General features: G+C 60.3%; 14 protein-coding genes. 11 read left to right on the forward strand and 3 right to left on the reverse strand.

The features are described 5' to 3' along the window. Positions 1-62: 62 nt before the first annotated feature. The 4 genes from AOT83_RS05775 to AOT83_RS05790 are packed head-to-tail and all read left to right on the forward strand — an operon-like array spanning position 63 to position 3,845. Positions 63-1,106: a sulfate ABC transporter substrate-binding protein gene (locus AOT83_RS05775; RefSeq protein ID WP_044104336.1), complete on the forward strand. Its 1,044-nt coding sequence runs from the start codon at positions 63-65 to the stop codon at positions 1,104-1,106. Continuing rightward, positions 1,103-1,999 (forward strand): sulfate ABC transporter permease subunit CysT, encoded by an 897-nt coding sequence (cysT, locus tag AOT83_RS05780; protein ID WP_078285302.1) that lies wholly within the window; start codon positions 1,103-1,105, stop codon positions 1,997-1,999. Before AOT83_RS05775 ends, cysT begins: the two co-directional genes overlap by 4 nt. After that, entirely contained in the window at positions 1,996-2,811 is an 816-nt protein-coding gene (gene cysW / locus AOT83_RS05785) for a sulfate ABC transporter permease subunit CysW (RefSeq protein WP_030095174.1), read from the forward strand. The genes cysT and cysW overlap by 4 nt, the downstream gene beginning before the upstream one ends. 14 nt (positions 2,812-2,825) lie before the next feature. After that, a complete protein-coding gene (locus tag AOT83_RS05790; RefSeq protein WP_030095175.1) occupies positions 2,826-3,845 on the forward strand; it encodes a TOBE-like domain-containing protein in 1,020 nt (339 codons plus the stop codon). 158 nt (positions 3,846-4,003) lie between these two features. Here AOT83_RS05790 and AOT83_RS05795 read toward each other — a convergent pair whose 3' ends face one another. Further along, positions 4,004-5,794 (reverse strand): long-chain fatty acid--CoA ligase, encoded by a 1,791-nt coding sequence (locus AOT83_RS05795; RefSeq protein ID WP_057964952.1) that lies wholly within the window; start codon positions 5,792-5,794, stop codon positions 4,004-4,006. 297 nt (positions 5,795-6,091) lie between these two features. Here AOT83_RS05795 and AOT83_RS05800 point away from each other — a divergent pair, with 297 nt between their 5' ends. From AOT83_RS05800 to AOT83_RS05820, 6 genes are all read left to right on the forward strand, one after another. Next, a complete protein-coding gene (locus AOT83_RS05800; RefSeq protein WP_030095177.1) occupies positions 6,092-6,526 on the forward strand; it encodes a nuclear transport factor 2 family protein in 435 nt (144 codons plus the stop codon). A 104-nt stretch (positions 6,527-6,630) separates the two neighbouring features. Further along, positions 6,631-7,125 (forward strand): hypothetical protein, encoded by a 495-nt coding sequence (locus tag AOT83_RS05805; protein ID WP_030095178.1) that lies wholly within the window; start codon positions 6,631-6,633, stop codon positions 7,123-7,125. A 184-nt stretch (positions 7,126-7,309) separates the two neighbouring features. Continuing rightward, positions 7,310-8,548, forward strand: a complete 1,239-nt coding sequence (locus AOT83_RS05810) for an acyl-CoA dehydrogenase family protein (protein ID WP_057964951.1) — start codon at positions 7,310-7,312, stop codon at positions 8,546-8,548. Continuing rightward, positions 8,545-9,321, forward strand: a complete 777-nt coding sequence (locus tag AOT83_RS05815; RefSeq protein WP_030095180.1) for an SDR family NAD(P)-dependent oxidoreductase — start codon at positions 8,545-8,547, stop codon at positions 9,319-9,321. The genes AOT83_RS05810 and AOT83_RS05815 overlap by 4 nt, the downstream gene beginning before the upstream one ends. A 41-nt stretch (positions 9,322-9,362) precedes the next feature. Continuing rightward, positions 9,363-10,121 (forward strand): SGNH/GDSL hydrolase family protein, encoded by a 759-nt coding sequence (locus tag AOT83_RS26670; RefSeq protein WP_081343692.1) that lies wholly within the window; start codon positions 9,363-9,365, stop codon positions 10,119-10,121. Between the two features lie 144 nt (positions 10,122-10,265). Beyond that, on the forward strand, positions 10,266-10,880 hold the full coding sequence (locus tag AOT83_RS05820) for a PadR family transcriptional regulator (protein ID WP_057964950.1): 615 nt from the start codon (positions 10,266-10,268) through the stop codon (positions 10,878-10,880). A gap of 171 nt (positions 10,881-11,051) precedes the next feature. Here the strand turns inward: AOT83_RS05820 and AOT83_RS05825 are convergent, their stop codons facing one another. Then, complete coding sequence (locus AOT83_RS05825) at positions 11,052-11,663, reverse strand: TetR/AcrR family transcriptional regulator (protein ID WP_057964949.1); 612 nt, start codon at positions 11,661-11,663, stop codon at positions 11,052-11,054. Positions 11,664-11,849: 186 nt separating this feature from the next. Between AOT83_RS05825 and AOT83_RS05830 the strand changes: the two genes are divergently transcribed. Continuing rightward, a complete protein-coding gene (locus tag AOT83_RS05830; protein WP_057964948.1) occupies positions 11,850-13,025 on the forward strand; it encodes an aromatic ring-hydroxylating dioxygenase subunit alpha in 1,176 nt (391 codons plus the stop codon). A gap of 133 nt (positions 13,026-13,158) precedes the next feature. On the opposite strand, the gene AOT83_RS26675 is transcribed toward AOT83_RS05830, so the two are convergent. Beyond that, a complete protein-coding gene (locus AOT83_RS26675) occupies positions 13,159-13,311 on the reverse strand; it encodes a hypothetical protein (RefSeq protein ID WP_057968846.1) in 153 nt (50 codons plus the stop codon). Positions 13,312-13,324: the final 13 nt, after the last annotated feature.

The raw sequence follows: 13,324 nt of genomic DNA on the forward strand, positions 1-13,324 counted from the left end.
TGTCGTCACGGGATTCCATGAGATATCTGTCCCAGGTAATCGTCATCCCACGAAAGGTCCTCATGCTCAAGATCGCGAAGACGGTCGGTGCCCGCCGGTGGCACCACATCGGAGTACTTGCCACAGCGGCAACAGTTCTCGCCGCCTGCGGTGGGGGATCCAGTGACGTCGTCGGGGGCGAGTCGCATTCCGATGCCGACACCACCTTGACTCTCGTCGCCTATGCGGTGCCGGAGCCAGGCTGGAAGAAGATCATTCCGGCATTCGCGAACACCGCCGAGGGTAAGGGTGTAGCGGTCACTACTTCTTACGGTGCGTCCGGCGATCAGTCCAGGGCCGTGGTCGACGGTAAGCCGGCCGACATCGTCAACTTCTCGGTGGAGCCCGATGTGAGCCGCTTGGTCAAGGCGGGCAAGGTCTCCGAGGATTGGAATGCCGACGCCACCAAGGGTGTGCCGTTCGGCTCGGTCGTTTCTCTCGTGGTGCGCAAGGGCAACCCGAAGAACATCAAGGACTGGGATGACCTGCTTCAGCCTGGTATCACGGTCATCACGCCGAGCCCGTTGAGCTCGGGCTCGGCCAAGTGGAACCTGCTGGCTCCCTATGCTGCCAAGAGCAATGGCGGCCGCGACGAGCAGGCGGGCATCGACTACGTCAGCAAGCTCGTCGGCGAGCACATCAAGCAGCGTCCCGGTTCCGGGCGCGAGGCCACCGACGTCTTCCTGCAGGGCAGCGGTGACGTGTTGATCAGCTACGAGAACGAGGCCATCAACGTCGAACGTCAGGGCAAGGACGTCGAGCACGTCAACCCGCCGCAGACGTTCAAGATCGAGAACCCGGTCGCCGTGGTCAAGGGCAGCGCGCACCAGGACAAGGTGAACGCCCTGAAGAACTTCCTGTACACCCCGGAGGCGCAGAAGCTCTGGGCTGAGGCAGGTTTCCGCCCCGTAGATCCGGCCGTTACGGCAGAATTCGCCAAGGACTTCCCGACGCCTGAGAAGCTGTGGACCATCGCCGAGCTAGGTGGCTGGAAGACAGTTGACCCCGCGTTGTTCGACAAGGAAAACGGCAGCATCACCAAGATCTACAAGAAGGCCACCGGATGACAGCGACCGAACAATCGACGGAACCGGCCTCCGAGCCGAAATCGTCTGCCCGGCCCGACCGTAAAGTCGGTGCCGGGCAGACGGGGGGATTGTTGACTCGCCGCTACGGCAGCACCTCGCTGCGGGTCGGTGCGGCATCGATCTGGCTCAGCATCATCGTGCTGCTACCCCTGGCCGCAATTGTCTGGCAGTCGGCCGGTGGTGGATGGACCGCGTTCTGGAACGCGATCACCTCCAATGCCGCGGTGAGCTCGTTCAAGGTGACCCTGGGGGTCTCCTTCGGGGTGGCCGTCATCAACCTGTTCTTCGGGCTGTTGGTGGCCTGGGTGCTGACGCGTGACGACTTCCCTGGCAAGCGGCTGGTGGACGCCGTCATCGACTTGCCTTTCGCGTTGCCGACGATTGTGGCGAGTCTGGTGATGCTCGCGCTGTACGGCCCGGGCAGCCCCGTGGGCATCCACATCCAACACACCAAGTGGGGTATCGGGATTGCGCTGCTGTTCGTCACCCTGCCGTTCGTGGTGCGGTCTGTGCAGCCGGTCCTCTTGGAACTCGACCAGTCCGTCGAGGAGGCCGCCGCTTCTCTAGGGGCCGACAACTGGACGATCTTCCGCGCGGTGATCCTTCCGGCACTGCTCCCGTCGCTGTTATCGGGTGCGGGACTGGCATTTTCGCGCGCTATCGGCGAATACGGTTCGGTGGTGCTGATCGGCGGTGCGGTGCCCGGCGAGACGGAAGTGTCCTCGCAGTGGATCAGGACGCTCATCGAAAACGACGACCGCACCGGTGCCGCGGCGATCTCGATTGTGCTGCTGATCATTTCGTTTGTCGTGTTGTTTGTCCTACGCACCATTGGTTCGCGTGCGGCTAAGCGAGAGGAGCTGGCGCAGTGACGCCGTCACCGCTCGTCAAATATGTGGCCCGCTATGCGGCGCTGCTGTATATCGGCATCCTGGTGATCGTTCCGGTGGGCCTCATTTTGTGGCGCACGTTCGAGCCCGGAGTCGGTGCGTTCTTCGAGTCGATCGCCACCCCTGCCGCGATATCGGCTTTGCAGCTGTCGCTGCTGGTGGTCGCGATTGTGGTGCCGCTCAACGTCATCTTCGGCATTCCCACGGCGCTGGTTCTGGCGCGGAACAAGTTCCGCGGCAAGGCCGTGCTGCAGGCGATCATCGACCTTCCGTTCGCCGTCTCACCCGTGGTGGTGGGTGTCGCGCTGATCCTGTTGTGGGGATCGGCGGGCGTCTTCGGGTTTGTCGAGAACGATTTCGGACTCAAGGTCATCTTTGGGTTCCCGGGCATTGTGCTCGCCAGCATCTTCGTCACGATTCCGTTCATCATTCGTGAGGTCGAGCCGGTGCTGCATGAGCTGGGCACCGAGCAGGAAGAGGCCGCTGCCACGCTGGGAGCCACTGCGTGGCAGACGTTCTGGCGTATCACGTTGCCGTCGATTCGGTGGGGTTTGACCTACGGCATCGTGCTCACCATCGCGCGCACGCTCGGTGAGTACGGCGCCGTGATCATGGTGTCCTCGAACCTGCCGGGGACGTCGCAGACCCTGACCCTGCTCGTGTCCGATCGTCATCAGCGTGGTGCCGAGTACGGCGCCTACGCCATCTCGGCGCTACTGATGGCTGTTGCGGTGATCGTCCTGGTGGTCCAGGTCGTCATCGATGCGCGACGAGCAAAAGCCAATAGTGAATAGCAAGGAGCCACAGAATGACTGACGCGATTACCGTTCGCGGCGCGAACAAGCATTACGGCGACTTCGCCGCGCTGGACAACATCGACTTCGAGGTGCCGTCGGGTTCGCTGACCGCGCTGCTGGGGCCCAGTGGCTCGGGCAAGTCAACGTTGTTGCGGGCCATCGCCGGGCTGGACCAGCCCGATACCGGCACGATCACCATCAATGGGCGTGACGTCACCGGTGTGCCGCCGCAGCGGCGCGGCATCGGTTTCGTGTTCCAGCATTACGCCGCCTTCAAGCACCTGACCGTGCGTGAAAACGTCGGGTTCGGACTCAAGATCCGTAAGAGGCCGAAGGCCGAGATCAAGGAGAAGGTCGACAACCTGTTGGAAGTGGTGGGGCTGGCGGGTTTTCACACCCGCTACCCCAACCAGCTTTCCGGCGGCCAGCGCCAGCGCATGGCGCTGGCACGCGCACTGGCCGTCGACCCGGAGGTGCTGCTCCTGGACGAGCCGTTCGGCGCGCTCGACGCCAAGGTGCGCGAGGACCTGCGGGCCTGGCTGCGCCGGCTGCACGAGGAAGTACACGTCACGACGGTGCTGGTGACCCATGACCAGGCCGAGGCACTCGATGTCGCAGACCGGATCGCGGTGCTCAACAAGGGGCGTATCGAGCAGGTGGGTTCTCCTGACGACCTGTACGACCGTCCGGCGAACAGCTTCGTGATGTCCTTCCTGGGCCCGGTGGCCAAGCTGAACGGAATCCTGGTGCGCCCGCACGATATTCGTGTGGGGCGCAATGCCGACCTCTCCCGCGCCGCGGCGGAGGGCACCGGCGAGACCACCGGGGTGACGAAGGCGACGGTGGGACGCGTCGTGCACCTCGGTTTCGAGGTGCGGGTCGAGTTGACCAGTGCCGCGACCGGGGAACAGTTCACCGCGCAGATCACCCGCGGAGACGCCGAGGCACTCGGGTTGCACGAAGGCGACCAGGTGTATGTGCGCGTGACTCGCGTTCCCGATCTGGGCGATCTGGCCGAGGTCGCGTCCTAGGGCGTCGTCTCTGCTGCATTGTGAGGGCACCGGCAAGTGCCCGGCTGTATGCCGGTCTTTCCGCGGTGCGTGCCATCGTGCTGTGATGGCGGAAATTTTCGGCCGTTCACAGCTAATGTGGCCCACTACAACGGCTTTGTTCTTGTGGGAGCCGATCACTATCGATAGAGGTCTTCGATCTCTGACGCGTACTTGGCCGTTATATGCCGGCGCTTAAGTTTCATGGTGGGTGTCATCTCATCGCCGCCAGGTTCCCAGGTCCGCGGCAAAATCAGGTACTTCTTGACCTGCTCTGCACGAGACAATTTAGCGTTGGCCCTTTCGATCCCGGCCGCCATTTCCTTGGTGATAATGGGGTGGTGGCACAGGTTTTCCGTTGACGCGAGTGTCAAATCATGCTTCACAGCAAGCAATTTCAATTCTGCCTGATCGAGAGTTACGAGTGCGGTGATGTAGGGCCGCTGTTCACCGACCGCCATAACAGCTCCGGCGAGGTGGCATGCGGCGGCGATCGTGTTTTCGATCCGAGTTGGTGACATGTTTTTGCCGGATGAGTTGATGATCAGTTCCTTTTTGCGGTCGATGATGGTGACGAATCCGTCTGGATCGATTGTCGCGATGTCGCCGGTGTGGAACCAGCCGTCGGAATCTATTGCTTCCGAGGTTTTTTCGGGTTCACCACGGTATCCGCGCATGATCTGTTGTCCGCGTACGAGTAGTTCGCCGTCGTCGGCGAGACGGATTTCGGTGCTTGAGAGTGCTTGTCCGACGGTGCCGATCCGCATGTTGTTGGGTCGGTTGATGGTGACTATGGCGCTTGTCTCGGTCAATCCGTATGCCTCGCAGATGGGGATTCCCAGGCCCAGGATGAACGTGTGCGTTTCCGGTGGGATTGGTGCGGCGCCGGACGCTCCGAGTTGGACGGCGTCCAGGCCAAGCGTCATGCGTATCTTGGCCAATACAAGTCGATCGGCGAGAGCGTGCTGGACGCGCAACCATGGCGTCACAGGCCGCTGACTGGACCGGCGGCGTATTCGTTCCTGGCCGACTCGTAGCGCCCACGCGGTAAGCCTTCTTTTCGAGGGGCTCGGGTCTGCCACTAATTGGGACTCTAACGCCGACTTGATCTTTATCCAGATCCTTGGAACGCCCATAAAGATGGTGGGCCGAATCTCTCTGAGGGTTTCCAGTATTTGGCTGATGTCACTGACGGTCGTAATCTGCACTCCCAGCAGGAGGTTGGCATAGTGACCGACCCATCTGTTCGCGGCGTGCGCATCGGGCAGGTATGACACCGCTCGATCGTGTGGGCCGATCGGCGCTAGTTGCGTGAGGGCGTTGGCGTTGGTCATGAAGTTTTCGTGGCTTAGCTCAGCGCCCTTGGGAAGCCCGGTGGTGCCGGAGGTGTAGACGATAGTCAGAATGTCGGTCGCATTTACGGCTTGCCATGTCGCATCGAAGTCGAATGTGCTGTTCGGCGTGGCTTCTACCGATGACAGGCTGATCGTTTCATCGCCGTGACCGTCGACGCTGATGATGTGTTCGACCTTCCCCCCAATGCGCGTAGCGGCGAGTACGCGATCAACAAACTGTTCCTCGCAGATCACCACGCGGTTGCATGCGTTCTCGAAAAGATGCGCCAACACATCGGGCGGGTTGGTGTTGTACATCGAGAATGGAGTTGCGCCGGTATGGAGTACCGCGGTGTCGCAAAGGTGAAACTCGGGCCGGTTGGTGAGCATCAGCGCGACTGTGTCGCCCGCCGTTACACCAAGTGCGGCTAGGCCGGTCGCGATATGACGGACACGTTCTCCGTACTCACGCCAGGTGATGCTGACCTTGTTATGCGGGGTTCGGATCGCGACGCGATCCGAGTAAGCCTTCACGTTGTACTGAAACGCTTCGCACAGTGTGCGATGACCTACGTAAGTCGCGGCGTCAGCGGGCACGCCGGCGGCACCTGTGCAAGGGCGGTCGACATGACGGTGGCGGGCTGTCGATGACTGCATAAACAAGTTCCCCCAGATCCGACGAGTGGGCCATCTCTTCATCAGCGCGGCCCCCAAGGGGCGATGGCAACCGATGGAGTCGCCAATCTCAACTTCTGGAGGTGCTGTTTGTTCTTTGGTAGCAACAGTTTCGGCGTCGGACGCGAGGTGCTCATCGAGAATCTCCTAGACAAGATAGTCATATATACTTATAGTCAATATTATGACTATAAACCCCGCTTTGGAAGGACTTCTGACGTGACAACCGTTGATCGTTTCCGGGCCGCAGTTGAGGCTCGCGAGGTCTCGGCGCTGGAGCCTCTGTTCACCGAGGATGCACGGTTCTACAGCCCGATGAAGTTCTCCGCATTCGTTGGTCGGCCTGTGGTGCTCAAGGTTTTCGGCGTGCTGCTGACCCAGGTCTTTGAAGACTTTCGTTATGTAGGAGAACTTGCCGGAACCGCTGAGACCGCGGCAGGTGGCAGCGTCGAATCGCATGTGATGGTTTTCCGGGCGACTGTGGGCGACAAGCAAGTTCATGGCATCGACTTGATCCAACTCGACGAGATCGGGCTGATCCAGGAATTCACCGTGATGCTGCGCCCGCGCAGTGCGCTTGACACCGTTGCCAAGAAGGTCGCGGAGGGGTTGGTCGCAGAAGGGCTGCTGCCTGCGTCCGCGCTCGCATTCTGAAGGTATCGAGCGACCATCCCTGACGTCTTTAAACCTGCAAAAGTTCTGGAAAACAGCTCATCGCAATGTAATTCAGTATCTATCACTAACCAAGGAGTTGTACTATGCCAAACCTCGACGCCTACATTCCGAAAGGTGCTCTGTCACCTGATGCCGAACGTGCACTCATCGCAAGACTGACCGATATTGTGCTGCGGCACGAAGGGGCTGACCCGGCAAACCCGCTGGTGCGCTCGATCGCGTGGGTCTCGGTGCACCGCCCGGAAGAGGTCTACGTCGGTGGAGAGCCTGTGACGGGCGCCCCTCGCTATCGGTTTTACGCGGCCGCTCCAGAAGGGCAGTTCACCGACGATCGACGCAGAGCCATGGTCTCGGACATCACCACCGCGGTGCTTGATGCCGAGGAAGGTGAGCACCCGCGCGACCCCCAACGCGTATGGGTGCTCACGCCCGACATCAAAGAGGGGACATGGGGAGCAGCCGGCCAAATCGTCCGATTGGCTGACATCCTTACCTTCGCGGTCGGTGACCCAGAAGTAGGTCGCAAGCTTGCAAACAAAGCACTAGCCCGAAGCCGTACCGAGTCTGCAGCAGGCTAGCCCCGAGTAGGCCGAACTAGCTGAACCTCAACAGTTCTGAATCACAAGCCCGGAGCCGCCCGGTGCAGCGCCGCCAGAACGTGACGGCGCTGCACCGGGAGCAAGTTCGAACTCAATTCACGGCGATGCCGTAGCCGTTTGGCCAGTGGTAGCGCCGCGCACACCCAACCAAAATGAGGAATACATGAGTGTCACAACCGACAGCTCGGCAGCATCATCGCTAGTCGACCTACCTAACGAAATTGCCGAAGCACGTACCTGGGCACATGATTTTGCCGAAAAATACGTACGGCCGGTCGGAGCAGAATACGACGAGAAAGAAGAAACACCGTGGCCGGTCTTGCGTGAGGCGGCCGCCGCTGGCCTGTACTCGCCGGAGTTCGCGCTGCAGTCCCGCGACGATGCTACGGGCTTGCTGATGCCTGTTGTGGCTGAGGAGCTCTTCTGGGGCGACGGTGGGATCGGTCAAGCTCTCGTTGGTACATACTTACCGGTCTACGCCCTGTTCGGTGCCGCCACCGAAGAACAAATTCATGACTGGCTTCCGTCCTTTTTCGGAACCCCGTCCGAACCTGCCGTTGCGGCTTTATGCGCCAGCGAGCCCGGCGCCGGAAGTGACGCCGCCGCCATACGCACACGCGCGCAGTTCGATCAGCACACCGGTGAATGGGTGCTCAACGGGGTCAAGACCTGGGCCTCCAACGGTGGCATCGCCGGTGTGCACGTTGTGAACGCAGTGACCGATCCCGATCTCGGAGCCCGTGGCCACGCGCTCTTTTACATACCGCCCGGCACACCCGGGCTTCGTCAAGGACAGAAATTCCGTAAACATGGAATCCGGGCATCACACACCGCCGAGGTGCTGCTCGAAGATGTGCGGATCCCGGCTGACAATGTCCTGGGCGGCAAGGATCAACTTGAGGAGCGTCTGGCAGCCGTGCGGGAAGGCAGGCGAGTCCGAGTCCCAGCGGGCATGGCGATATTTGAACGGGCCCGGCCAGCCAACGGTGCTATGGCGATCGGAATTGCGCGCGCCGCTTACGAGCACGCACTTGAATACGCCACTGTACGTGAGCAATTCGGGCGGCCGATCATCGAAAACCAGGCCATCGCATTCATGCTGGCCGATATGGCGACCGATATCGACGCCGCACGCTTACTGGTCTGGCGCGCAGCCTCCATGGCCGCCCTCGAGCGCCCCTTTACCCGCGGAGAGGGCAGTATGGCAAAGCTACGCGCCAGCGAAGTGGCAGTGCGCACCACCGAACGGGCTATCCAAATCCTTGGCGGCAACGGATACACACGCGACTACCCCGTAGAACGATGGGCCCGAGACGCAAAGATCTTCACCATTTTCGAGGGCACCAGCGAGATCCAAAGGCTCATGATCAGCAGCGCCATCGCGAAACGGAGGATCCGATGAACGCCGGCCAGCGCTCACTTGCCGGCAAGACGGTGGTGGTCACCGGAGGCGGCCGCGGCATAGGCCGCATGATCACCGAAGGACTACTCCTACGGGGCGCCACCGTATACATCAGTAGCAGAAAAGGAGACGAACTACGCACAGCTGCAAAGGAACTGGAAGAGTACGGCGCGGTGCACGCCATACCCGCGGATCTCGGTACGGCCATAGGCGTCGGCAAACTCGCCTCCGAGCTTGGGGAGCGGGAGACCAAGGTGCACGCATTGATCAACAACGCTGGCGCCAATTGGGGTGCCCCGTTTCAGGATTTCCCAGCCGACGCATGGGATCGGGTGCTTTCGGTGAATCTCAAGGGCGTCTTTCTCCTGACCCAAGCCTTGGTCCCACTTCTCATGGCTGCGTCTACCGTTGACGATCCGGCCCGGGTGGTCAATATCGGCAGCATCGATGGGCTTCGTGCGCCGCAGCCTGGTATCACCAACTTTTCCTACAGTGCAAGCAAGGCGGGTGTGCACATGCTCACCCAACATCTAGCTGGAGAACTAGCTCCGGCGATTCTCGTCAATGCCGTCGCGCCGGGCCTATTCCCATCCAAGATGACAGCACCGCTGCTGGCATTTGGAGAAGATGCTATCGCCGCCCAGATTCCCTTGCGCAGAGTCGGCCGCTCATCAGATATCGCGGGGTTGGTGGGGTTTCTACTTGGTCCCGGCAGCACTTACATCGCCGGAGCGATCATCCCCATCGACGGCGGCGTCACTGCCCGACGGTGAACACACGGTCGGTCCAAGGCAGATATGAGAGTGGACACGAAATGGTCTATCGCTACGTAGCTCTAGGCGACAGTCTGTCGGAAGGAATCGGTGACACCCCATGGCCCGATGGGCGGGCCATGGGGTGGGCAGATCGCTTGGCACAAAAGATCGCAACCCACCGCGGCGAGATCCTTTATGCCAACCTCGCAGTCCGCGGCAAGCGCGCAGAACAGGTGCTTGCCGAACAGGTTGAATCGGCCCTAGCGCTCTGTCCAGACTTGGTAACTGTTACTGCAGGGGTCAACGACATACTGCGTCCAGGCGCCCGTCCAGACGCGGTGGTGGACGCCCTCGACCAGATCGTGCGCCGCCTCCGTGCGCGACACACACAAGTGCTCTTAGTCTGCGCGCCAGACCTTGGAGCACTGACCTTCCTGGGGAGTCTGATGTCGAGGCGCGTAACTGCATTGAATGCGGGAACCACTGCCATGGTTGATTCTTACGGCGTTTACGTACCCACGCTTCCCGCAGGCTCAGTATTCGAGGACCTCCGGGCGTGGTCACCAGATCGGCTGCATCTAAGTCCGCTGGGCCACGAGTGTCTCGCATGTTGCGCTGCGTCGAGTCTGTCAATCCCCGGGGATCAAGAATGGGCCCAGCCTCCGGCCGGACAAGCACCCAAGCGCGGAGCAGTCACTGAAATTCGCTGGGCAGCAACATATTTAGTGCCTTGGATCGGGCGTCGGATCCGCGGTGTGTCTTCCGGTGATGGCCGTGTGGCAAAACTGCCTGAGCTCAAGTATTTGCAGGCCAGATGATTATGTCGTTGGCTGCGAGATCACACGAAAGTACCCTCGCCGTATCCGGCCGCGGTTCGTACGTGCAGATCGACACTTCGGTTGTACTGGCAGGTCCAGATCGCTTCAGAACCCTTGATATGTTGATCCCTGAGGGAGGCCCTGATGGCATTGCGGCATGCCGTGCTCGCAGCACTACTTAACGGCGAACGAAGTGGCTACCAGCTAGCCAAAGCATTCGACATCGGTGTCTCAAATTTCTGGCAGACCGGCCCCCAGCAGCTATACCTCGAACTGAACAAGCTCGAAGAGCAAGGCCTGGTCACAGGACGACAAGTCATCCAGCAACAACGCCCAAACAAACGCATGTTCACTGTGACCGCCGCGGGAATTGATGAGCTTGAACAGTTCGCCACTGCGACATGTAAGCCCTCGTTCATCCGCGACGATCTGATGGTCATGGTGCAAGCAGCTGACTCGATCAGTCTGGACGCCGTGGTGCGACAACTCGAAGAACGCGCACAGATTGCTTCGGGCAAGGTTGCCGCGTATGACAGTCTGCTTCACGCTATGCGCGGCGAGCTCGACGAAGAATCATTCCTACAGCAAGCCACTCAAGTTGGCCCCTACCTCACATGCTTGCGGGGCCGAGCATTCGAGGCCGAAAACCACGCATGGTGTCAGCGCGCGACTGCGGTACTTCGTTCACGAGCATCAGGCCAACACACGTTGAAGACACGCGAAAGAACTCAACCAACCAAACGGGCAGACCGCGCGTAGGGCGTCCGTTCGACTACTGCAGCTGACGACCTTGAGAATGTGACGACCGTCGCGCGGCCTCGGGCATAGATGCTGATTGGCTTGAAAGTCAGGGGTATCGCAGTAACAACTCTGCGGCCACGGTGGCCCAACGCGAGGATCTAACGTCAGCCGAGCATTGGTCTGGAGTCGCTAACGGTTCAGTTGCGTTGCTCCATCGATTCCGATTTCGCGGACGGCGGGAGCGATCCAGCGCAGCAGGTAATCGCGAAGTTGTCTGCCGTTCCTAGCGGGCGTGCCTGGATCAACGAGAAACGACTGCAACGTACGCAGCATCAGTTCGCTAAGTTCGTCGAGAAGATCTTCTGTGTAACCGACTGCTGCCCAGTCGATATGGAACTTTTCGATAAGGGCGCGTCCGAAGGCCAGGGAGCGCGGCGCTGTGACGGCGGCTGCCCGATCTGGGTGAAAAACCAGAGCTAGATATTTGTGGCGTGGCAGTTGTTCGTATGTGTAAGCGATAGTTTCGACGATGATCTGGTCAGGGGCGTTGAGTTCCCGGACGTGTTCGGTCAGCCGATCGATGAATCCGGCGGTCGCTGATATCGCGGCCCCCATTACGAGGTCGTCCTGGGTGGGGAAGTATCGGTATACGGTGCGTCGAGTGATGCCTAGGTCGCGGGCGACCTCAGCAATAGTCGCATGGCCATGCCCATCGATGTTGCGTTTAGCCGCCGCGACGATCCGCTCGATGGCCTCGTCGTCGCTCGCCGGCATGTCACCGGACCAGCCGTGTCGTCGCATCCATCCATCTTGGCACGTAGACCGCACCCATCCCTTGACAACACATAATCGGCAATGTGTATCCTCTGAACTGCTCGGCTCCACTTCAGGCACGTAAGGCCCGGCGCGCCTTCGGTGGCTGGTCTCGGGCATTTTGTCCATGTCACTGCTGCCGATTCAGGCACAGGGCACAAGGAGGAGAGGTCAATGACGATTACAGATACCCACGAAGTGGCGAACCCCGATAGGCACGTCACTGTCCGCGGGCTACGTCACGCCACTGCGGGAACTACCGACATGGCTGCATCTGAATTACGGGTGCCGTTGCGCTACTACCGAGATCCCAAGCTTGCGGAGATCGAACAGTCTCAAATCCTGCGCCAAGTCCCATTATTGATCGCGCCGTCGGCGCAACTGCCGAGGCCAAACGATTATCTGGTCCGGACGATACTCGGGGATTCGCTGCTTGTTACCCGTGATGAAAACGGCTGTAGCCACGTGTTTTTGAACTACTGTCGGCATCGCGGCGCCATGCCGGCGTGTGGTTCGGGCAATGCCAAGCGGTTCGTGTGTCCATATCACGCCTGGACCTACCGCAACACCGGCGAGCTGTCGGTGATCCCCGGTAGGGAAGGCTTCGACGCGATCGAGAAATCGAAGTACGGGTTGGTGGAACTACCCGCTCAGGAGCGTCACGGTTTCATCTGGGCCGTGATGTCTGCGGGCGCTCCAATAGACGTGGACGCTCATTTGGGCAATCTCGGTACCGAACTCGAGGCGATGAACTACTCATCCTATGGCTATCACGTGCACCGCGATTTCGATTCCGCGGTGTCATGGCGATGTGCTTTGGAGGCGTTCGGTGAGGGCTACCACTTCCCATACGTTCATGGGAAAAGTGTTGTGGGAATGAATACTTGCCCCAACGTCGCACTATACGACGAGTACGGCTTACATCACCGGATCGGTTTCCCCTATTCATGGATCACGAACCTCAACACCGACCCGGGTTTGTCCTGGGACCCGCAGCTGAATGTCAGCTACGTGTACTGGATCTACCCCAACATCATCTTGGCCAACAGTCCTGTGGGAGTGGAGATTATCGACGTTCTACCCTCCGCGGACAACCCCATGCATTCCTCGGTACGGCACGCATGGATGGCCAAGGTCCCCGCAGCCACCGATGAAGACCGCGCCAATTATGACGCCCTCTACGAACTAGCGCACGCCGCATTCAAGGACGAAGACTTCGCGATGCTGCCCCAGTGCGGACAGGCGGTCCTTCACGCACAGCAAGACCACATGGTCATCGGCCGCAACGAAATGGGTGTACAGCACATGATCAAGCTGTTCGCCGAAAAGCTCGGTATCGCACTGCAGTAGTGATATCGAATGTCGGGCCGAGAGAAGGCGATGTTGTCGCTCATAAGCGGGTACGACCGAGCATGGTCGCCGAGCCGGGTTGGGTAAAGAAAATGGCCCCCGGTTCTCCGGGGGCCATTTTGTCTATCGCGCTCTAGTGCTCGTCGTAGTGATCGCCGTGCGGGGCGTGGCGGTGCCCGTCGTGGATGTAATCCACGTGGTCCTCGTGAGCAACTGCTTCGTGGCCGCAGTCAGGGCCGTGAACGTGGTCGGGGTGGTCGTGGGTCTTGTGCTCGGTGCTGGTCACGCATCCGACCCTA

It is taken from the genome of Mycobacteroides sp. H001, assembly GCF_001440005.1.
Lineage (GTDB): Bacteria > Actinomycetota > Actinomycetes > Mycobacteriales > Mycobacteriaceae > Mycobacterium > Mycobacterium gwanakae.

Excerpts from the sequence above, each read along its gene's own strand:
- AOT83_RS05825 (WP_057964949.1), bottom strand. The coding sequence starts at position 11,663 with ATGCGACGACACGGCTGGTCCGGTGACATGCCGGCGAGCGACGACGAG.
- AOT83_RS05810 (WP_057964951.1), top strand. The coding sequence starts at position 7,310 with ATGAGTGTCACAACCGACAGCTCGGCAGCATCATCGCTAGTCGACCTA.
- cysT (WP_078285302.1), top strand. The coding sequence starts at position 1,103 with ATGACAGCGACCGAACAATCGACGGAACCGGCCTCCGAGCCGAAATCG.
- AOT83_RS26670 (WP_081343692.1), top strand. The coding sequence starts at position 9,363 with ATGGTCTATCGCTACGTAGCTCTAGGCGACAGTCTGTCGGAAGGAATC.
- AOT83_RS05790 (WP_030095175.1), top strand. The coding sequence starts at position 2,826 with ATGACTGACGCGATTACCGTTCGCGGCGCGAACAAGCATTACGGCGAC.
- AOT83_RS05820 (WP_057964950.1), top strand. The coding sequence starts at position 10,266 with ATGGCATTGCGGCATGCCGTGCTCGCAGCACTACTTAACGGCGAACGA.
- AOT83_RS05830 (WP_057964948.1), top strand. The coding sequence starts at position 11,850 with ATGACGATTACAGATACCCACGAAGTGGCGAACCCCGATAGGCACGTC.
- AOT83_RS05775 (WP_044104336.1), top strand. The coding sequence starts at position 63 with ATGCTCAAGATCGCGAAGACGGTCGGTGCCCGCCGGTGGCACCACATC.
- AOT83_RS05805 (WP_030095178.1), top strand. The coding sequence starts at position 6,631 with ATGCCAAACCTCGACGCCTACATTCCGAAAGGTGCTCTGTCACCTGAT.
- AOT83_RS05815 (WP_030095180.1), top strand. The coding sequence starts at position 8,545 with ATGAACGCCGGCCAGCGCTCACTTGCCGGCAAGACGGTGGTGGTCACC.